We start from the raw sequence: 19676 nt of genomic DNA, 5'->3' as shown, positions 1-19676 counted from the left end.
TCTTATTCGAAGGAGGGCTTAGAAGATGAAGAAAAATGTTAGCGCAAAAGAGGAACTGATTAATATGCTTTCTGAAATTTATAATCAGCTTGAGGAATTAGAAACTGCTCTTGATTCAAACTTTTCTGGTATTAGGAACGCATTGCAAATGGATTGTTCAGATCACCTATCAAGCTGTACGGATAGAATGCAAGCATTGGAAACAGAGATCGCTTATTATCAGGCAAAGAGCGGCAAGGCCGATGGGAAGGAAAGTACTCAGCGTCAGCCAAGCATAAAGCTTGAATTAGGATATAAATTACACTAAAATTGGATCAATCTTTAGTAGCTGATTTTTATAAGCTACTTTTATTTTTGCAAAAAATTCTCCTGACAGCCATTTCTGTCTATAAATTAGGAGCTGATAATAGATGAATGAAAATGTAGAATTAAGCAATTTGTCGAATCAATTATTAAATTATATTTTCTTTTTGTCGGAAAGATATGACAAGGCAAGGGAGCTTCAGAAGTCTGGAGATTTTTATAAAGAAGTTAAACCATTCGCGGATGAAGTAAAAATTACAAATGATGAATGGAAAAAAAAAGCGGTACAATGGATTAAATTAAATCGACCGAAAAACCTATTTGTTCAGCAAATAGAGTCTACATATGAAAATATTGAAGCAATATCTGTACAGGCCTTTTATCCTGAAACGAGTAAGTCGAGGTTTACTAATTTAATTGTATCTTCACAATATGTACTAGACCGACTGCTTCAAACTGTAAAAGAAGAAATGGGCCCTCCTGCTACTTAAGGCGAGGGCCGTTCTAATTCTGAAATTTGCTGCTAAGAATGCATTTTTGATACAAATGATTGACTACTTGTACAATCTTTCTTTAAGTTGTTTCTTCATGTGGTTTAAAGGGATTCAGGAACTTCTGCTCCTTGAGCCTCGAGTTCACGAACAAGGTTACGATAGTCAGTGATGCAAATATCGTTATGAATATATGACTTTTTCGTAAAATCGAGTAATTCATTTACACTTTCAGGACTATAATTCCTCATTTGAAAAAACTTCATTGCTAGTTCGTGAACATTCATGCTAATTTCCCTCCTCTAATTTTATTTCGTACTCTGCTAAACTATGAAGTTCGTTCGCTAGCAAAATACGAAATTTTACTGTACAGCGTTTATTTCTTTTCAATATCCTATCATAAAAATAGTTGCATTCTTTATTTTTCAAATATTAAGACTTCCGACATGAATCCTCAACAATAGACAAAAAATGAAAACGTTTCCAGTGTAATCACAATATAGGCATACTTTTCATAAATTATAGTAATGATTTCTCAAGCAGGCTGAGATACTTTGTTAATGAAAGAGGAGGATGTCCCCATGTTTGGCCGAAGAGGAAATAGAGCCAGCCATTATATGTATCAATATCACCCAACATCTATAAATAATGTAGAGTACGGACTAAATCAAAATCAATGGAGACAGCAGCCCCCTTATTATCCTTCTCCTGCAGGGAATATGGGGTTCTACAATAGTCCACACAACCAACCGTTTCCATATGGAAGTGACATGATGTACCAAAATGGTTTTCCTTCCATGGCAAGCCAAAATTTAATGTATAGCCCGTTCCCAACCAATGGATATCCGATGAAGCAAAATGGGATGCAGATGGGGCAGGGTAATTTTTCACAGAGCATTTTCCAAAATCCATTAGATCCTGAAACAAACCAAAATAATTCGAACTCTTTTAATCCCTATTTCTCTAATTCTTATATGAACCCTTACCCGAAGCAGTCCTTTATTCCGAAACAGTCATCAGGTGTACAATCTCTCATGAATTCATTTAAGGCACAGGATGGCTCAATAGATATTAACAAAATGATGAATACGGCAGGACAAATGGTAAATGCTGTTAGTCAAGTTTCATCGCTTGTCAAAGGATTGGGCGGGATAATCAAGGTTTAATGAGAAAAATTTAACAAGGTATTCGCGAAGAATGTCATGCGAATACCTTGTTTTTTCATTAGATTTGAAGATTATGATTGACAATAAATAGAAACAGGTGAAAAAATAGAGAAATGAATATAGATGGGGGATGCAGATGTTACGTACATTACAGCAAATTGTTATCATATTCCTCTTAATACTTTCTCTTGCTGCCATACCAATGATAGTTGAAGTAAATCAGCATGAGAATCGGTTGAAATGGCATTTTGAGAAATTGCCTGGAATTTATGGGGATTTTATTAGTGAAATTAGTAATGGAAGCCTAGGTACATATCAATTAGGTTCACAGCATCGGGAAATTGCAGGGGACATAGGGAATAACTTTTTTACTAGTTTAAAAATCATGCTAATCGGAGTAAATGTTTCAATTATCATTAGCTTAATTTTTGGAATTTTCATAAGCCGTTTTCGATTAACGAAGCTCTTAAATTTCATTTTAAACGTTTTATCAGCGATACCTGATTTTATTATTATTATTCTATCTTTGATTTTAGCGGTGAAATTCTATAAGGTAACAGGGGTTAGAATCATTTCTTTACGTGCTGACGCGGGAGCGCTCAATCTTTGGTTTCCGACCTTGCTTGTAAGTATTGCACCGACAATATATATGTTTAAGCTTGTATCAGTGAGATATCTTCAAACGAGCAGTGAAGATTATATCAAGACAGCCGTAGCAAAGGGAATGCGTTTAAATTATATTAATTTCCAGCATGTTTATAAAAATGTTGAGCCCTTTATTAAAGCCGAGCTAATTAAAGTCATTTCCTTAAGCATCGGTAATCTATTTATAGTCGAGTACATTATGAATGTATCAGGTATCACGAAATTCATTTTTCAAAGTAATGAAATTCAGCCTATTGCAATTGGGCTTTTTTCGATGCTTTTGATTTCTGGAGTCGTCTTTTTATCGATTAGACTAGTACTTTACCTTTTTAAACGAGGATTTATTTATGAATAAATTATTTAACATCAATTATTCTTTATATGCAGGGAGCCTCTTCGTATCAATCATCCTTTTTCTTTGTGTATTTGGTCCAATTCTGGCTCCACACTCATTAACAGAGATGCTGGAAACGCAATATACGAATGGAAAGGTATTAGCCCCTCCAATTCAACCATTTATAAATGATAGCTACCCATTAGGCACAGATAAATGGGGCTATGATTTGATGACGATGATCCTATATGGAATTCGTTTTACGGTATTTGTAGCACTGGCTGTTACATGTATAAAGATGCTGCTTGGGACAGTAATGGGATTATATGCAGGCATGTGGAAAAAAACACCTAGCTGGGTTGGCGCTTTTGAAAATGCTTGGAGCTATATCCCTTTATTTCTCATTTTATATTTTTTTATGAGGCCAATCAGCTTTAATAGTCAGTTAAGTTCAAGCACTCTTATTGGATATTTTATTATGATAGCTTCTGTCATTAGTATCCCTAGTATTGTTTCCACCGTGAGACTAAAGACGGCTGAATTAAATAAATCTGTTTATATTGAGGCTGCAAATGTTCTTGGTGCCAGGAAAAACAGACTAATTTGGAAGCATATATTTCCGCAAATGAAGGAAACATTATTAGTTATGTTCATTTTGGAAATTGTTTATGTTATTACCATTATGGGCCAGTTGTCACTCATGAATATATTTATTGGCGGAACAACTGTTCGATTTGATCCGCTTATATATTTGTCAGTAACGAAGGAACTGTCTGGTTTAGTTGGACAAGCTAGAGGAAATATTAATGGTAATACTCATATTCTGATGACCCCCTTAATGGTTCTCTTATTTACAACTATTTCCTTTAGCTTATTGGCAAATGGTCTAAAAAATCGCTTTCAGGCAAACTACTCAAGAACGCCATGGATCCAAACAGGTCAGACACAAAGGATTAAACCAATCCGCAAACAATTAAATCAGAAAAGGAAGCGTTTACTCCCTAAAGGAGAAAGGCTTGCTTTCGCTTTCCTAGTCATGGTATTTATTGGAGCAGGAGTTTATGTCATAGCCACAAAGGATAAAGATGTAGGGGTAAAAAATGACAGTAAAGCCTACTATGATATGCATGTAGAAATGGATGCAAAGGGTGTCTTTCATACAACAGCAAATATTCAAATCAAAAATATATCAGATGATAATTGGGAAGACATCACCTTTTATTTTATTCCAAATGCTTTTATAAAAGGGCATCCCTATCAATCTGTTAAAGGGTATTCTACTGTACAAATGAACGAAATCATGATTAATGGCGATCAAGCAACATATAGCTTGGATAATGATAATTTAATAATTAGCATCCCTTCATCCATGCAGAAAAAGAAAAAGCATCAAGTTAAAATAGAGTATGCAATTACGATTCCAAATGAGGGGGTTCGCCTTTCAAAAGAAAAGGAAAATTATTATTTGGCTCACTGGTATCCAATGCTAGCAACCTATCAAAATGGAAAATGGAATAAAGAAGATTATGATGATGGAATGGAGACCTTCCATACAGATTTTGCTAATTTTGAAGTCACTTATAAAATTCCAGAAGGGTACTCCCTTATTTCTTCATCCGATAAAGACCCTCGAATAGAGGAAAGTGAAGGGAAAATCAAAGTAAAAAAAGTGAGGGATTTCTTCATTGGCATTGTTAAGGATATGGATATCCATGAAACGGAGGCTAATGACGGGGTCAAAATCCGATTGTTCACGAAGACGGATCATCAGAAAAATATTAAGGAAACTTTAGAGTTAGCAAGAGATGCTTTAAGTTTCTATCAGGAGAATATAGGGAAATATCCTCATAAGCAATTAGATATTATTTTGGATAATGGTCCATTTATGGAATATTCAGGGGTAGTAACGATTAATCCTTACATAGAGGATGTGTATTTTTACAAAAACGCCATAGTCCATGAAATCGCTCATCAGTATTTCTATGGTGTTGTTGCGAACGATCAATATCATCAGGCATGGGTTGATGAAGGCATGACTGAGTTTGCCACCTCTATGTATTTTTATGCTGGCAAAAATCAAAGCAGAAGAGAAGCATTTCGCATTCCATATAACCGAATAGAGCGTATAGAGGCTGCAAATCCTCCAATTGGCAGACAATATTCAAATGTTTCGTTAGATAAAGTAAAAAATACAGGCTTTATTTATGGACAGCCTGCCATTGAAATGTTAAAGATGATGGAGGATAAGTACAGATTAAAAGGAGACGATGTAAAGGAAGTAAGCATGCAATTCCTTTCTAGCTATTATGAGCATTTTAAATACAAAGAAGTAGATACGAAGGAGTTTATACGATTTACAAAGGATTATTTCAGTGTACCTACTGGTTATTTTAATAAATGGCTAGATACTTCAGAGCATTAACAAGCAGTTTATGAGACTGCTTGTTTTTTATTCAATTTCATCAATATTAATATGCTTTCCCTTTTGTTTAGGAACACGGATCTTTAAGAGCCCATTTTGGTATGATGCTTTAACTTTGCTTTCGGTGATTGTCTGTGGGAGAGGAATGGTTCTGCTTGATCTTTGCATTGATTGCCGCTTTTTTATCATTTTCTGATTCTCATCCTCTTCGGTTAATATTTCATGAGACTGAACGGAAATGGTTACGTAATTATCAAGGACATCGAGCTGAATCTGTTCACGCTTTACACCAGGCAGCTCTGCCGTAATAATATGCTCTTCCGCTGTTTCTCGGACATCAACGTGAAAAGGAGAATGAAAGGGGAATGGGTTCCTGAAGAACTCATCCATAGTTTGCAGAAAGCCCCGAACTGGCTTTTCATTAAAGAATTGATTCATCGATTTCATTAAATCTCCCATCTCATTTTTTCCCTTTTTGCTATCGTTGCTCAATTTTTTCAGCCCCTATCAATTAATGATGTTGGCATAGCCACAATATCTTATGAAGGATACTGGGTATTTGTTCTTGGTAAATAAAATATTGGTAATTTTTGAACAAATATTGACAATTGAAAAAGCGTGATTTGAATCACACTTTAACTTTGGAATTGAGGATATTCTGATCATGTTATGAAAAAGCGTGATTTGAATCACATTTTATCTTTGGTATTGAAAATATTCAGATCATGTTAATTTATTGGGAAAGTGGGAGATTTAAAGGATGTTTTGCTACCAGTGTGAACAAACTCCGAGTGGGGGATGTAAAGTTATCGGTGTTTGTGGAAAAGATGAAACCATTGCAAGCTTGCAAGATACAATTATTTTTGGATTAAAGGGGATTGCTGCCTACCGTACACATGCAAATCAGCTCGGATACACGGATCCATTTGTTGATGCAACGACTCATGAGGCACTGTATTTGACATTAACAAACTCAAATTTTAATGTACAGGAACATATTGAGATGGCGTTAAAGGTAGGACGTTCAGCTGTTAGGGTAATGGAAATGCTTGATGAGGCCCATACTACAAGACTAGGCGTTCCGCAGCCAATCCGTGTATCGCAAAACAAAATCGAAGGTAAATGTATTATCGTAACAGGACACAATTTATTTGCATTAGAGGAACTGCTTAAGCAGACAGAGGGAAAAGGAATTAATATTTATACACATTCAGAAATGCTTCCGGCTCATGGATATCCCCAATTGAAGAAGTATAGCCATTTAAAAGGAAATATCGGTAAAGCTTGGTATGACCAGCGCAGATTATTCGAAAAGTTCCCTGGCGCCATCTTGGCAACGACTAACTGTGTTATGCCAATAAAAGGTACATATGCAGATCGGATGTTTAGCTATGAGGTTGCAGGTCTAGAAAATGTGGAGAAAATAGTGAATGATGATTTCAGCCAGCTAATTAATCGGGCATTAGAGCTGCCAGAGGCAAATATTCAATCAGATGAAACATTACTAACAGGCTTCCACCATGAAACCGTACTAGGTCTTGCACCAGAGGTTATTGCAGCTGTTAAAGAAGGAAAAATAAAACGGTTCTTCGTCATCGCTGGCTGTGATGCCCCAGGAAAGGACGGAGAATACTACCGTGAACTTGCTACATCATTACCGCCTGAAGCAGTTATATTAACAACATCCTGTGGAAAATTCCGTTTCAATGATGTCGATTATGGGGTTGTTCCAGGAACAGAAATTCCAAGATATATTGATTTAGGACAATGCAATAACTCTGGGTCAACCGTGAAAATTGCAAAAGCTTTGGCAGATGCTTTTGAATGTGAAATTAATGAGCTGCCAGTAAGTATTGTATTATCTTGGTTCGAACAGAAGGCGGTTGCGATTTTACTAGGATTATTCAGTTTAGGAATTCAGGATATCCGTATTGGACCAAAGGCACCTGAATTTATTTCAGACGGCGTTTTGAATGTACTTCAAAATACTTTCAATCTAAAACTTATTGGAACGGTTCAAGAAGACTTGGAAGAAATGCTTCAATATAATTAATAGCTAATAAAGAAGAACCACCTTTTCAAAAAAGTGGTTCTTCTTTGTTAAGCTTACAAAATTTCTTCTAATAGACTTTCAGGGTCAATGATAATATTTCCGGATGCATCTGTTTCAATCAACTGGTCCTTTTTAAGCTTTGTCAATGTTCTGCTGACGGTTTCTCGAGTTGTACCGATCATATTGGCCAAATCCTTATTAGTGAATTCCGCTTTTAAGAGATATAAACCATCATCCATTTTCTGACCATGAATTTTGGCTAGACGAACAAGGAGTTTAATGATTTGTTCGTATGTATTATTTAGAATTTGAGATTCTAACCGTTCTTGCAGGTCAACAATTTTTTCTCCTAGTACTTTAAACACTTTAATGCAAAGTTCAGGATTTTCTAATAGCACCTTCTCAAATTGGTCAATTGGCACGACTACTAATGTGGAACTTTCAAGCACCTCAGAAAAGGCAGGATATCCACCTTTTCGGAAGAAACCGACATGTGGAAACATATCCCCATTTTTCGCAACTGCCACAATTTGTTCTCTGCCATTCACATCGCTTTTATAAATTTTTATGCGGCCACTTTGAATAAAGTATACATTTTCTAACGGATCATCCTGCATGAATACATGACTGCCTTTTTTCCATTCCCTAGAGATGGAGATTTCCACTATTTTATCAATCTCTGTATCACTAAGCTCTCTAAACAGAGTAAACTGTGAAAGTACCTTTTTAATATCGGAAAAATTCATCTTTTACACCTCTCAAGTAAAACCATTGTTACCAATATTGTAACAAAAAAGACACAGGATTGTAGCTTTTTTGGCTGGAAGTATTTGAACAATTTATGACGGGAAGTTTTCCTTTAAAAACGAACGCTTATTCGCTAGAATAATAGCTATGAGGTGAGTAAGATGAAAGTCCGGAAAAGCTTGCATGATTTAATGAAGCAAATGAAACATTTAGAAGAGTTCAAGCAAAATATCGTTCATTGGCACACAATTGAAGAGAAGGAAGCGCGAATTGATGATCTTCCCATTGATATAAGCCCAGAACTTAAAGAGGCATTACAAAGAAGAGGGATAACAAGTCTTTATACTCATCAGAAGTCGGCATATGAAACCGCTATAAATGGAAAAAGTCTTGTTGCTGTAACTCCAACTGCGTCAGGGAAGACTCTATGCTACAATCTCCCTGTATTACAGACGATTATTAATAATCCTCATGCAAGAGCGCTATATATGTTTCCAACTAAAGCCCTTGCCCAAGATCAAAAAAGTGAAATTAATGAAATAATAAATGAAACAGGTTTAGCAATAAATAGCTATACATACGATGGTGATACCCCAGCTAATATTCGGCAGAAGGTCCGAAAAGCGGGGCATGTTGTCATTACTAATCCTGATATGCTTCATTCAGCCATCCTTCCGCATCATACAAAGTGGGTTTCCCTTTTTGAAAACCTAAAATTTGTTGTGATCGATGAACTTCATATTTACCGTGGTGTATTCGGAAGTCATGTCGCCAATGTTATCCGTCGATTACAAAGAATTTGCCGCTTCTATGGGAGTGACCCTATTTTTATTTGTACGTCTGCAACGATCGCCAATCCTATGGAATTGGCAGAGAAGTTAACTGAGAAAAGGGTTAAATTAATCGATAATAATGGGGCACCAAGCGGGAGAAAGCATTTCGTTTTTTATAATCCGCCAATTGTTAATAAGCCATTAAATATTAGAAGAAGTGCTACTTTAGAAGCAAGAAAGCTCGCTTCCATATTGTTAAAAAATAAAATACAAACGATTATTTTTGCCAGGAGCCGTGTCAGGGTCGAAATCTTGCTGACATATTTACAGGACCTTGTTAAACATAAATTAGGTCCAAAAGCGATCCGCGGCTATCGGGGCGGTTATTTGCCAACTGAGAGACGGGAAATAGAAAGAGGCCTGCGTTCTGGAGAAATATACGGTGTTGTCAGTACGAATGCTCTGGAACTGGGAGTGGACATTGGTCAGCTTCAGGTTTGTATAATGAATGGCTTCCCTGGAACAATTGCAAGCTCATGGCAGCAAGCTGGTCGTGCAGGAAGGAGGCATGATGAATCCCTTGTCATTATGGTTGCGAGCAGCAGCCCAATGGATCAATATGTCATTCAAAACCCTGATTACTTCTTCAAAAGAAGCCCTGAAAGGGCGAGAATTCATCCCGATAATTTAATAATATTAATAGATCATATCAAATGCGCAGCTTTCGAGCTCCCCTTTCATGCGGGTGAATCCTTCGGGTCATTTGAAACGGAAGAGGTCCTTGAATATTTAGCAGAAGAACGAGTTCTTTATGAAAAGGGCGGAAAATATTATTGGATGAATGATTCTTTTCCTGCTCATAATATTAGTTTGCGTTCAGCTTCGCAGGAAAATGTCGTTATAATTGATCAGTCTGACATTGCGAATGTGAAGGTAATTGGTGAAATGGATCAATTTTCTGCGATGACACTCCTGCATGAAGAGGCTATTTACCTTCACCAAGGAACGCAATTCCAAGTAGAACTACTAGACTGGGAGGAGAAAAAAGCCTTCGTTAGAGAAGTAGATGCAGATTACTTCACAGATGCTAATCTTGCCGTTGATCTAAAAGTTCTTGAACAAGATAAGCAGCGCATCTTACCTTCAGGGGAAATCGGCTATGGGGATGTAAGTGTTGTTGCGATGGCCACTATTTTTAAAAAGATAAAATTTGAAACACATGAAAATATTGGATCGGGGCCTATTAGCCTTCCGGAAGCCGAGCTTCATACGAGCTCTGCGTGGTTCTCTTTGAATGAAGACTCCTTACTAGACAAACAAGAGAGCTTAGAGCAAGGGCTTATAGGGGCAGCTCATGCATTAAGGCATATTGCCCCGCTATTTGTTATGTGTGACCCTCAGGATATTCATGTTGTCCCGCAAGTAAAAGCGGCACACAATGAGAAGCCAACGATATTTTTCTATGATCGTTATCCTGGCGGGGTTGGACTAAGCGAAAAGATATACGAAGGGTTTGAGCATGTTTTACATGAGGCAAGGGAAATGGTTGATAAATGTCAATGTGAACAAGGCTGTCCTTCCTGCATTGGGACTGAAACTGCTTCCAAGACTGCCAAATCAGATGTCCTTAAAATATTAACAAGCTTCACAACGAGAAATCAATTCTATGGTGAAAGCCATGTCCATTAAAAACAAGCTGAATCGATTAAAGCCACAACTTTCCCATAAAACCGGCAGTGAAAAGCTAGTTCCAAAAGCAGATGTCACCGACTTCCCTTATAGGGAGGTTTGGGAAAAAGCTGGGGTTTTTCCCTTTTATTTTGACGGAGACTTTTGCTTAATTAGAGAAAAGGAATATTCAATTAGTGAGAAACACGGCATTTATACGTTTGCCCAATTTTATCAGGCAGTAGAAGCATGGAATTCTGCAGAAATCAGTCATCCGTTGTCTGCTGCCGGGTTTCAGTCAGATCAATTCTTTTTCTTTGACACAGAAACAACTGGACTTGGCGGGGGAGTTGGAAACACAATCTTTATTCTAGGCCATGCAAGCCTTCAAGGAAACAAGGTTCATTTGAAACAACATATTTTACCTCATCCAGGAGCAGAGGTTCCATTATACAAAAGCTTTCTAGACAGTATAAATTATAAGATGATGGCGACCTATAATGGAAAATCATTTGATTGGCCGCAAGTGAAAACGAGACATACTCTTATTAGAGACCAAGTTCCTAAGCTGCCCCCATTTGGCCACTTCGATTTATATCATGCTTCTAGAAGGATGTGGAAGCATAAATTAGAACGAATTAAGCTATCAGTTGTTGAAAAAGAAGTATTAGGTGTAGAAAGAAAGGATGACCTTCCAGGTTTTTTAGCACCGATGATTTATTTTGATTATGTGGAAACAAAAAATCCAGAAGGAATGCTTGCAGTGTTAAAGCATAATGAACTTGATATATTATCCCTTATTAGCTTGTATACTCACCTTTCCTTTCAAATTCTTGGGATTGATAAGGGGCAGACTGCGCGGGAGAAATACGAAGTTGGCAGATGGTTTTCACAATTAGGAGAAACTGTATCAGCCAAGAAGGCATTCTCTAATATATCAGCAGGAAATGGTGCTGAAGCTCTTCAAGCCAAGCATGCACTTGCATTCGAATATAAAAAACAAAAGAATTGGCTTGAAGCCATTCAGCTTTGGAAAGACGTTGCTGAGCATAGCGAATTGGAAATTAAACTGGATGCCTGTATCGAACTTGCGAAAATTTTTGAACATCGTGAGAAAAATATCGAACAAGCTCTTAAATATACGGAAATGGCTGAATCCATCTATCGAGCAAATAAGGTTGAGAACTCTTCAGTTAAACATGAGGATCTTACTAAAAGGCTGCAACGACTGATGAGAAAGAAATAGTCATCTACTATCTTCTCAAATTAATAATAATAATGCGAAAAAACCACTATTTCCTAGTTGTAAGCCTATTGCAAAAGCTGTAGAATGTGTAATTGTGCAGTATTATTTAGGAATAGAGTGAGGCAGATAGTATGTATAAAGCAATATTATTTCTGTTTTTTTTCGTCATTATATTTGTAGCCGTTATTTTCTCCAACTTAAAGGGGAGTTTTTATAGTATGTTCTAAAAGGATCATACATATTTCTGAAACCCTGTTGCTATTGTTTCTATTTAGGCAGACGTACAATATAACTAAAATAGGTTTTTTCATTAGTACAAGATTCCCCCTATCTACATAGGCTGTTAATGTAAATAAATTATGTAGAAAGGGGATCTTTATATGTATTGTGGACCAAGGCCAACAAATGTTTTGCCAGCAACAGTATCGCCAACTAAATGCTGTGTAAATCATACTTTCCAAAATACAATCGTTCCACATATTCATCCAAGTCATACAACTACTGTGAACCATCATAATTTTCAGCATGTGCATTCTTTCCCGCATACGCAATCAGTAGTAAATGAAGTAACGCATCAACAGTTTGTAGCACCGCCAGGACCTGGAGTCGCTCCGTTTGGCGGACCAGGAGCATTTCCTCAAGCAGGATTTGGCGCACAACCTCAAGGACCATTTGGTGTTCCTAGACCAGGGATGTACGGTGCAGGACCATTCTTTAGGAAATAATAAAAACAAGGGCATATTCGGTTATGCCCTTGTTTTTATATATTTGGTGTATGATTGTATCAAATGAAAACATTATTATACATAGAAAGGCTAATGCTATGACTAAAGTTGCAATCGTATCTGGCTATAAACCATATGAAATTGGTATATTTAAAAATGAAGATCCGGCTGTCTATATCATTAAATTAGCTTTAAAAAACCAGCTTTTATCTCTGTTAGACGAAGGACTGGAATGGGTCATCATAAGCGGGCAGCTAGGTACGGAATTATGGGCTGCAGAAGTGGTCTTTGATCTTCAGCTCGAAGGCTTCCATAACCTTCAACTAGCCGTTATAACTCCTTTCTTAAATCAGGAAGATTCATGGAAGGAAGCAAATAAAGAATGGTATGAATCGGTATTGGCACAGGCTGATTATGTTGACTCTGTCTCTAGAAAGCCTTATGAAAAGCCTTGGCAATTTCGTTTGAAAAACCAATTTTTTATTGAAAAGAGTGATGTTCTGCTTTTGTTTTATGATACTGAGAAAGAGGGAAGCCCAAAATACTTATATGAAGAGGCGAAAAGGAAGCAGGAAAAGAGTCATTACGAAATTAGAATGATCAGTTTTGATGACTTACAAGTATTAGCTGAGGAAGAGCAAATGAAAGCTGGCTATGAATAAAAAATTAGTTCGAAAGAAAAATTGACAAAAATGCATATCTCTGAAAAAATAGATATGATGATGGTGAACTTTGAGGTGATTGTCATGTTATCCGATAAAGTGAAATTAACGGCAAAAGATATTTTGGAAAAAGAATTTAAAACAGCCATGCGTGGTTATAAACCAGAAGAAGTAGATAAATTTCTCGATTGGATCATAAAGGATTATGAAACTTTTCATCAGGAAATTGAAGATTTACAGCAAGAAAACATGAGATTAAAGAAGCAGCTTGAAGAGTCTTCCAGACGTCCAGCTGCACAAACGGCTGGAACAACGAATTTCGATATTCTAAAACGGCTATCCAATTTAGAAAAGCATGTATTTGGCAGTAAATTGTACGATTGACAGTTTTTTTCTTGATTTCAAATGAATTACCATTGCTATTCCACTAAAAGTTACATATAATAACTTTGTTAGCATTAATAACGTTCGGGTAATCGCTGCAATGAGCTTCTAGCGAATTGTAGAGGAAAGTCCATGCTCGCACAGGCTGCGATGCCTGTAGTGTTCGTGCCTAGCGAAAAAATAAGCTAGGGCAGTTAGGCTGATGCTTGCATTTGCTTGGCTGACGGCAGGGAAAATGCCTAAGTCCAATAGGATATGGCATGAATACCTTGAAAGTGCCACAGTGACGGAGCCTCTTCAGAAATGAAGAGGGTGGAACGAGGTAAACCCCACGAGTGAGAAACCCAAATTATGGTAGGGGCGCTTTCTCTGAGGAATTGAACGAGGAGAAGGACAGGGATATACCTGTAGATAGATGATTACCACCTTAGTACGAGACTTTGGGTCGTATGCAGTACAAAGGTACAAAACATGGCTTACAGAACGTTATTAGTGAAATGAATAGATGAAGCAAATGCTCTCCTTTTTAGGAGAGCTTTTCCTTTTGTATAAAGAATTTTGTCCTTTTTTCGACTTTTTTAGGAAAGCATTTTTATGAGGCTATTGCCAATATTGTATATTGAAGAGATTAACTATATGATAATAATAAATACTAAGAAAGAAAATAAATAGTAAATAAGGACGATTAATATGATATTATCTGAGGTCAGGGTCAGTCAAAAAATAAATCTCGCAGAGAAGATTCTTGAAAATACGAGTGAAGGAGTTATGATTACAGATGGGAAGTCTCGAATTATCTCTGTAAATCCAGCTTTTGAAATCGTGACTGGTTACATTAAAGAGGAGGTAGTTGGAAAAAACCCAAATATCCTTCAATCTGGAATTCATGATGCACAGTTCTATAATAATATGTGGAAGCAAATTTATGAAAATGGATACTGGAAAGGTGAAATTTGGAACAAACGCAAAAATGGAGATGTTTTTCTGGAATGGATCACCATTAGCTCCATTAAAGATGAAAATGGATACATAACGAATTTTGTTGCTGTATTTTCTGATATTACGGATCGTAAACATGCTGAGGATCAGCTGAGATATTTAGCACATAATGACTCTTTGACAGGAGTGGCAAATCGCTATAGTTTAAATAAGCGGCTTGAAGGCTTAATTCATACTGCCAAAAAATATAATCAGCAATTAGCTGTCCTTTTTCTAGATTTAGACCGGTTTAAACAAATTAATGATACTCTTGGCCATAATTATGGAGACATGCTCCTGAAGAAAGTGTCTGAAAGATTAAAAGGACTGCTGAAAAATAAAGATATGATCGCAAGGCTGGGCGGTGATGAGTTTGTCATCGTTTTGCCTAATCTCAAGCATCCAAAGGAAGCTGTCCATATTGCTCAGATGATCATTGAAAGTTTCACAAAATCCTTTCACCTTAACACGCAAGAAGTATACGTATCTACAAGTATTGGGATAAGTCTATATCCTTTTGACGGAACGGATATTGAAAAATTATTGAGAACCGCTGACAAGGCTATGTATGAGGCAAAAAACGGCGGAAGAAATCAATTTGAGCTATATCATAAAAAGATGCATCAAAATGAGCCAAGACAGATGAAAATGGAAAATGATTTGCGAAAAGCAATCGAGCGTAATGAATTATTTCTTGTTTATCATCCGATAATTGATGTGAAAACGAATAAAGTTGTTAGTTTGGAAGCATTGGTTAGGTGGAAACAAGAACAATTGGGCCTAGTGCCGCCTTCAGAATTTATTCCTCTAGCAGAAGAATCAGGCTTAATTATTCCAATAAGTGAATGGATCATTCAAAAAGCATGTGAAGATTTAAAAGCGATCCATTTACATGGGAATACTAAATTGAGAATGAGCGTAAATATTTCGGCGATTCATTTTAACCAAGAAAATTTCGTTAAATCCATAAGTGAGATTTTTCAAAGAACAAATGTAAATCCAAACTTTATTGATTTTGAATTAACAGAAAGCATGATTATGCCTAAAGCAAGTGAAACGGTTAATAAGCTTGTAAAGATAAAGCAGCTTGGCGTTAAATTATCAATAGATGATTTTGGGACAGGCTACTCATCGTTAAGCTATTTAAACCGTTTTCCGCTCGACACACTGAAAATTGATCAAAGCTTTATTAGCCGTTTAACACTATATGAGGAAGATAGCTCCATTGTGGAGGCTATTATTACGATGGCGCATCGGTTGCACTTAAAGGTTGTGGCAGAAGGTGTTGAAAACAAAAAACAATATGAATTTCTAAAAAAAGAGCAATGTGACCTTATTCAAGGTTTTTATATATCCGAACCGATTCCTTTACATAAGCTATTGACGTTTTTAACTAGCTGGGAAACGGAAATAATGAATTAGGGTGAAATTATGACAAAGTATGATCTGATTGCAACATCTGCCATGGGCTTAGAGGCCTTGGTCGCGAAGGAGGTACGCGCCCTAGGGTATGAATGTGAAGTTGAAAACGGAAGAATCAGCTATAAAGGGGACGCACTCGCGATTGCTAGATCGAATCTATGGCTTCGTACAGCTGATCGAATAAAAATAAAAATAGGGGAGTTTAAAGCTACCACCTTTGATGAACTTTTCGAAAAAACAAAGTCACTCCCTTGGGAAAATTATTTATCCGAGGATGCTGAGTTTCCCGTAACTGGAAAATCAGTTAAATCGAAGTTATTCAGTGTATCCGATTGTCAGGCAATCGTCAAAAAAGCAGTTGTTGAGAGATTAAGAAACCATTATAAAAAAACGGGCTGGTTCGAAGAAAATGGACCGTTATATAAAATAGAAGTGGCCATACATAAAGATATCGCCTTGCTAACAATTGATGCGAGCGGAAGCGGCTTGCATAAACGGGGATACCGTGCTGGTCAAGGAGAAGCTCCACTAAAGGAAACACTTGCCGCAGCACTTGTCATGCTTACGAACTGGAATGCAGAAAAACCGTTTGTTGATCCTTTTTGCGGTTCTGGAACCATTCCAATTGAAGCAGCTTTAATTGGCCAAAATATCGCTCCTGGATTTAATCGTGAATTTATTTCTGAATCGTGGGCATGGGTACCAGAAAAAGTTTGGGAAGAGGCAAGAATGGAGACGGAAGATCTCGCTAAATATGATCAGCCATTAGATATTACAGGCTCTGACATTGATCATCGAATGGTGAAAATTGCACAGGAAAATGCTTTTGAAGCAGGCTTTGGCGATTTAATCAGCTTTAAACAAATGCAGGTAAAGGATTTTACAACAACAAAGGATTACGGAGTCATTGCCTGCAATCCCCCATATGGCGAACGATTAGGAGAAAAAGAAGCAGTTCAGAAAATGTATGAAGATATGGGGAAGGCATTATCATACCTTGATACATGGTCAATATATGTCCTTACTTCTAACGAGGATTTTGAGAAATTCTATGGCAAACAAGCAACAAAGAAGCGGAAATTATTTAATGGTTTTATTAAAACAGACTACTATCAATATTGGGGGAAAAGACCTCAAAAATAAGAAAAGCGGAAGCGCCTTGCCCACCCCCGACAAGCACAAGACGAGCCTCTCGGAAAGGTGTTCTTTACCTTTCTGGGAGGATTGGCTTGTGACCTCGAGGGGGTAGGTGCTGAAGCTAGACAGTTCTCAAACTCAAGAAAAGTAATTCTACAGGAGTATAGAACATCCTGACCTTGAATACAATAGATGTATCATTTAAGGATCAGGGGGCCTAGCGGTAATGAAGAATTCCAATATTGATTTTAATAAAATCTCACAGGTGTTAATGAATACGATTGAAGCGATGAAGGGGGAACAGGATTTAACATCAGGGGCACTTGAACAGTTGCAAACTGCTCAAAATGAACTTCAGCAAGCAATGTCATTATCATTTTCATCTGTACATAAAAAGATCGGCTATTAATTTGGGACCTGGCTGAGATGAGTCAGGTTCTTTTCTTTTTATCTTGACACTTTCCTTATTTACGATACAATGATTGATGGTCTTTTGTTTAACAATGATGCAATGATGAGATAATGATACAGGTATGAAAATAAGCGTCTATAATCGGACGCTTAAATTTTTTCTATGTCGGAGGGGTAATATGCAAAGCAGGATGCCTTTTGCATTGTCCAAAAGCGAATCTTTTTTTGATAAATTAAGTGAATGGATCGGGGATGTTTTTTACGATATCCTTCCTGAATCAGGTTTTGAAATGCGAGATGAACAAATTTTCATGGCCTTTCAGCTTGAAAAGGCTTTTAAGGAAAAGAAGGTTATTTTCGCTGAAGCGGGAGTAGGTACAGGAAAGACTATCGTTTATTTGCTCTATAGCCTAGCTTATGCAAGATACTTGAACAAGCCAGCGATCATTGCCTGCGCAGATGAAACATTAATTGAACAGCTAGTGAAAAAAGAGGGCGATATTTCTAAGCTTGAAAGGGCTCTAAACTTAAATATTGATGTACGGCTAGCGAAGTCAAGGGACCAATATCTATGTTTAAATAAGCTCGACCAACTAGTTGCAAGTGATGATTTGGATACATATAACTCGGTTTACGATCAGCTTCCTGAATTTGTGCATTCCGGTTCTTCTATGCAAAGCTTTGAAAGATATGGTGATCGAAAGGAATTTCCGGAATTAACAGATGAAAAATGGAACCATATCGCATGGGATCCTTTTCAAGATTGCTTTACATGTGAAAAGCGCCACCGCTGTGGACAAACATTGAACCGTGACTTCTACCGAAACTCGAAAGATTTAATTATTTGTTCCCATGATTTTTATATGGAGCATATTTGGACAAAGGAATCCAGAAAGAGAGAAGGACAGCTTCCACTATTGCCGGACAGCTCATGTGTCGTTTTCGATGAAGGTCATTTACTGGAATATGCCTCACAGAAGGCATTAACGTATAGATTTACAGAGCAGATTCTTGAATCGCTTTTAACCCGATTAATGGCCAATGATGTAAGGGAAAAGACATTGCATATAATCGATGAAACGATTATTCAAAATGAGCGGTTTTTCTTTTCACTTGAAAATGCATCTTCTTTAGCAGAAGGTTCGGATAAAAAAACAATTCAAAAGTCTGACATTGTCATAAAAGAAGGTAAAAAACTTCTTCAATTTATTTGTTCACTCGAAGATGAACTTGTATTTGAAAGTGAAATGTATGTAATAAATGAATATGATTTAAAAATTGTTGAGGAATATTTAGAACAAATATCATATTCGTTATCCTTATTTCTAAAGGATTTGAAAGGTATCACTTGGTTTGAGGAAAATGCAGGGGAAAGAACACTCGTTATTATGCCCCGCATGGTTGAGGATATAATGAGAGAAGAAGTATTTTCACAACAGAAGCCATTTATTTTCTCTTCGGCGACACTTTCGGAAAATAAATCATTTGATTATATGGCAAAAAGCTTAGGAATCGACAACTATCTATCTTTCACTGTTTCTTCGCCATTTAATTATGACGAAAATATGGTTATTAACATGCCGACATTCAAAGAGGCTTCAATTGATGAGAAAATGCAATATGTCCAAGAGCAACTAGAAAAAGCTGATGGAAGAGCGTTAGTCCTTTTTACAGCAAAAGACGAGCTTACCAGCTTCAAAAAGTGGATTGCCGGTAAGATGAAATTCCCTGTTTATTTTGAAGGAGATGCCGAAATTAGTACGCTCGTATCCAATTTTCAAAATGAAGAGCAATCAGTACTTTGCTCTGTTCATTTATGGGAGGGATTGGATGTTCCTGGAAGAGCACTTGAAAATGTCTTTATTTTCTCATTGCCATTTCCTCCTCAAGATCCTGTTTTTAAAGCAAAACGTGAGGGTGCTTCTGACCCGTTCAAAGAGGTTGATTTGCCGTATATGCTATTACGGTTAAGACAAGGAATTGGAAGATTAATCAGAACACATGAGGACAAAGGGAGAGTTCATATTCTTATCAAGGAAGACGAAGATAAGGTAGTACTTGAACAAATCAAAAGTGTCCTTCCTACAACGGAAGGGTTAAATTAAAAAA

18 protein-coding genes and 1 other RNA gene are annotated in these 19676 nt (G+C 36.9%); 16 read left to right on the top strand and 3 right to left on the bottom strand.

Features of this window, described 5'->3' with window-relative positions; all coding sequences use genetic code 11:
* The first annotated feature begins 25 nt into the window (after nucleotides 1–25).
* Nucleotides 26–307, top strand: coding sequence for a hypothetical protein (locus tag RRV45_RS13825; protein ID WP_315665273.1), 282 nt, complete (start codon nucleotides 26–28; stop codon nucleotides 305–307).
* Between the two features lie 103 nt (nucleotides 308–410).
* Nucleotides 411–794: a YppE family protein gene (locus RRV45_RS13820; protein WP_315665272.1), complete on the top strand. Its 384-nt coding sequence runs from the start codon at nucleotides 411–413 to the stop codon at nucleotides 792–794.
* 104 nt (nucleotides 795–898) lie between these two features.
* Here RRV45_RS13820 and RRV45_RS13815 read toward each other — a convergent pair whose 3' ends face one another.
* The gene (locus RRV45_RS13815) at nucleotides 899–1081 is read right to left on the bottom strand and encodes a YppF family protein (protein ID WP_315665271.1); all 183 of its coding nucleotides are present in this window, start codon (nucleotides 1079–1081) and stop codon (nucleotides 899–901) included.
* 294 nt (nucleotides 1082–1375) lie between these two features.
* Between RRV45_RS13815 and RRV45_RS13810 the strand changes: the two genes are divergently transcribed.
* From RRV45_RS13810 to RRV45_RS13800, 3 genes are all read left to right on the top strand, one after another.
* On the top strand, nucleotides 1376–1960 hold the full coding sequence (locus RRV45_RS13810; RefSeq protein WP_315665270.1) for a YppG family protein: 585 nt from the start codon (nucleotides 1376–1378) through the stop codon (nucleotides 1958–1960).
* Between the two features lie 136 nt (nucleotides 1961–2096).
* Nucleotides 2097–2960, top strand: coding sequence for an ABC transporter permease subunit (locus RRV45_RS13805; protein WP_315665269.1), 864 nt, complete (start codon nucleotides 2097–2099; stop codon nucleotides 2958–2960).
* Nucleotides 2953–5361 carry an ABC transporter permease subunit gene (locus tag RRV45_RS13800; RefSeq protein WP_315665268.1) on the top strand — a complete coding sequence of 803 codons (2409 nt, stop codon included), beginning with the start codon at nucleotides 2953–2955 and terminating at the stop codon, nucleotides 5359–5361. The genes RRV45_RS13805 and RRV45_RS13800 overlap by 8 nt, the downstream gene beginning before the upstream one ends.
* A 27-nt stretch (nucleotides 5362–5388) precedes the next feature.
* On the opposite strand, the gene RRV45_RS13795 is transcribed toward RRV45_RS13800, so the two are convergent.
* Nucleotides 5389–5853 carry an Hsp20 family protein gene (locus tag RRV45_RS13795; protein ID WP_315665267.1) on the bottom strand — a complete coding sequence of 155 codons (465 nt, stop codon included), beginning with the start codon at nucleotides 5851–5853 and terminating at the stop codon, nucleotides 5389–5391.
* 268 nt (nucleotides 5854–6121) lie between these two features.
* Here RRV45_RS13795 and hcp point away from each other — a divergent pair, with 268 nt between their 5' ends.
* Nucleotides 6122–7414: a hydroxylamine reductase gene (gene hcp / locus RRV45_RS13790; RefSeq protein WP_315665266.1), complete on the top strand. Its 1293-nt coding sequence runs from the start codon at nucleotides 6122–6124 to the stop codon at nucleotides 7412–7414.
* Nucleotides 7415–7467: 53 nt separating this feature from the next.
* Here the strand turns inward: hcp and RRV45_RS13785 are convergent, their stop codons facing one another.
* A complete protein-coding gene (locus RRV45_RS13785) occupies nucleotides 7468–8160 on the bottom strand; it encodes a Crp/Fnr family transcriptional regulator (protein WP_315665265.1) in 693 nt (230 codons plus the stop codon).
* A gap of 162 nt (nucleotides 8161–8322) precedes the next feature.
* Here RRV45_RS13785 and RRV45_RS13780 point away from each other — a divergent pair, with 162 nt between their 5' ends.
* The 10 genes from RRV45_RS13780 to RRV45_RS13735 all read left to right on the top strand — a co-directional run bounded on the left by RRV45_RS13780 (nucleotide 8323) and on the right by RRV45_RS13735 (nucleotide 19672).
* Nucleotides 8323–10623 carry a DEAD/DEAH box helicase gene (locus RRV45_RS13780; protein WP_315665264.1) on the top strand — a complete coding sequence of 767 codons (2301 nt, stop codon included), beginning with the start codon at nucleotides 8323–8325 and terminating at the stop codon, nucleotides 10621–10623.
* The gene (locus RRV45_RS13775; protein WP_315665263.1) at nucleotides 10613–11848 is read left to right on the top strand and encodes a ribonuclease H-like domain-containing protein; all 1236 of its coding nucleotides are present in this window, start codon (nucleotides 10613–10615) and stop codon (nucleotides 11846–11848) included. The genes RRV45_RS13780 and RRV45_RS13775 overlap by 11 nt, the downstream gene beginning before the upstream one ends.
* A gap of 380 nt (nucleotides 11849–12228) precedes the next feature.
* A complete protein-coding gene (locus tag RRV45_RS13770; protein WP_315665262.1) occupies nucleotides 12229–12573 on the top strand; it encodes a spore coat protein in 345 nt (114 codons plus the stop codon).
* 98 nt (nucleotides 12574–12671) lie between these two features.
* Nucleotides 12672–13235 carry a DUF1273 domain-containing protein gene (locus tag RRV45_RS13765; RefSeq protein WP_315665261.1) on the top strand — a complete coding sequence of 188 codons (564 nt, stop codon included), beginning with the start codon at nucleotides 12672–12674 and terminating at the stop codon, nucleotides 13233–13235.
* 84 nt (nucleotides 13236–13319) lie between these two features.
* Entirely contained in the window at nucleotides 13320–13619 is a 300-nt protein-coding gene (gene gpsB / locus RRV45_RS13760; protein WP_315669037.1) for a cell division regulator GpsB, read from the top strand.
* A gap of 80 nt (nucleotides 13620–13699) precedes the next feature.
* Nucleotides 13700–14103, top strand: an RNA gene (gene rnpB, locus RRV45_RS13755) — RNase P RNA component class B.
* A gap of 206 nt (nucleotides 14104–14309) precedes the next feature.
* Nucleotides 14310–16019, top strand: a complete 1710-nt coding sequence (locus RRV45_RS13750) for a putative bifunctional diguanylate cyclase/phosphodiesterase (protein WP_315665260.1) — start codon at nucleotides 14310–14312, stop codon at nucleotides 16017–16019.
* A gap of 9 nt (nucleotides 16020–16028) precedes the next feature.
* Nucleotides 16029–17162 (top strand): THUMP domain-containing class I SAM-dependent RNA methyltransferase, encoded by a 1134-nt coding sequence (locus RRV45_RS13745; protein ID WP_315665259.1) that lies wholly within the window; start codon nucleotides 16029–16031, stop codon nucleotides 17160–17162.
* 220 nt (nucleotides 17163–17382) lie between these two features.
* Nucleotides 17383–17565 (top strand): hypothetical protein, encoded by a 183-nt coding sequence (locus RRV45_RS13740; RefSeq protein ID WP_315665258.1) that lies wholly within the window; start codon nucleotides 17383–17385, stop codon nucleotides 17563–17565.
* Nucleotides 17566–17746: 181 nt separating this feature from the next.
* Nucleotides 17747–19672, top strand: coding sequence for an ATP-dependent DNA helicase (locus tag RRV45_RS13735; protein ID WP_315665257.1), 1926 nt, complete (start codon nucleotides 17747–17749; stop codon nucleotides 19670–19672).
* The last annotated feature ends 4 nt before the right edge of the window (nucleotides 19673–19676 follow it).

This window comes from Bacillus sp. DTU_2020_1000418_1_SI_GHA_SEK_038 (assembly GCF_032341175.1).
GTDB lineage: Bacteria > Bacillota > Bacilli > Bacillales > Cytobacillaceae > Cytobacillus.
This window is presented reverse-complemented; position numbering and strand designations above follow the sequence as displayed.

What these genes read in the sequence shown, in the direction of transcription:
- RRV45_RS13825 (WP_315665273.1), top strand. Translation starts at nt 26, where the DNA reads ATGAAGAAAAATGTTAGCGCAAAAGAGGAACTGATTAATATGCTTTCT.
- RRV45_RS13820 (WP_315665272.1), top strand. Translation starts at nt 411, where the DNA reads ATGAATGAAAATGTAGAATTAAGCAATTTGTCGAATCAATTATTAAAT.
- RRV45_RS13815 (WP_315665271.1), bottom strand. Translation starts at nt 1,081, where the DNA reads ATGAATGTTCACGAACTAGCAATGAAGTTTTTTCAAATGAGGAATTAT.
- RRV45_RS13810 (WP_315665270.1), top strand. Translation starts at nt 1,376, where the DNA reads ATGTTTGGCCGAAGAGGAAATAGAGCCAGCCATTATATGTATCAATAT.
- RRV45_RS13805 (WP_315665269.1), top strand. Translation starts at nt 2,097, where the DNA reads ATGTTACGTACATTACAGCAAATTGTTATCATATTCCTCTTAATACTT.
- RRV45_RS13800 (WP_315665268.1), top strand. Translation starts at nt 2,953, where the DNA reads ATGAATAAATTATTTAACATCAATTATTCTTTATATGCAGGGAGCCTC.
- hcp (WP_315665266.1), top strand. Translation starts at nt 6,122, where the DNA reads ATGTTTTGCTACCAGTGTGAACAAACTCCGAGTGGGGGATGTAAAGTT.
- RRV45_RS13785 (WP_315665265.1), bottom strand. Translation starts at nt 8,160, where the DNA reads ATGAATTTTTCCGATATTAAAAAGGTACTTTCACAGTTTACTCTGTTT.
- RRV45_RS13780 (WP_315665264.1), top strand. Translation starts at nt 8,323, where the DNA reads ATGAAAGTCCGGAAAAGCTTGCATGATTTAATGAAGCAAATGAAACAT.
- RRV45_RS13775 (WP_315665263.1), top strand. Translation starts at nt 10,613, where the DNA reads ATGTCCATTAAAAACAAGCTGAATCGATTAAAGCCACAACTTTCCCAT.
- RRV45_RS13770 (WP_315665262.1), top strand. Translation starts at nt 12,229, where the DNA reads ATGTATTGTGGACCAAGGCCAACAAATGTTTTGCCAGCAACAGTATCG.
- RRV45_RS13765 (WP_315665261.1), top strand. Translation starts at nt 12,672, where the DNA reads ATGACTAAAGTTGCAATCGTATCTGGCTATAAACCATATGAAATTGGT.
- gpsB (WP_315669037.1), top strand. Translation starts at nt 13,320, where the DNA reads ATGTTATCCGATAAAGTGAAATTAACGGCAAAAGATATTTTGGAAAAA.
- RRV45_RS13750 (WP_315665260.1), top strand. Translation starts at nt 14,310, where the DNA reads ATGATATTATCTGAGGTCAGGGTCAGTCAAAAAATAAATCTCGCAGAG.
- RRV45_RS13745 (WP_315665259.1), top strand. Translation starts at nt 16,029, where the DNA reads ATGACAAAGTATGATCTGATTGCAACATCTGCCATGGGCTTAGAGGCC.
- RRV45_RS13740 (WP_315665258.1), top strand. Translation starts at nt 17,383, where the DNA reads ATGAAGAATTCCAATATTGATTTTAATAAAATCTCACAGGTGTTAATG.
- RRV45_RS13735 (WP_315665257.1), top strand. Translation starts at nt 17,747, where the DNA reads ATGCAAAGCAGGATGCCTTTTGCATTGTCCAAAAGCGAATCTTTTTTT.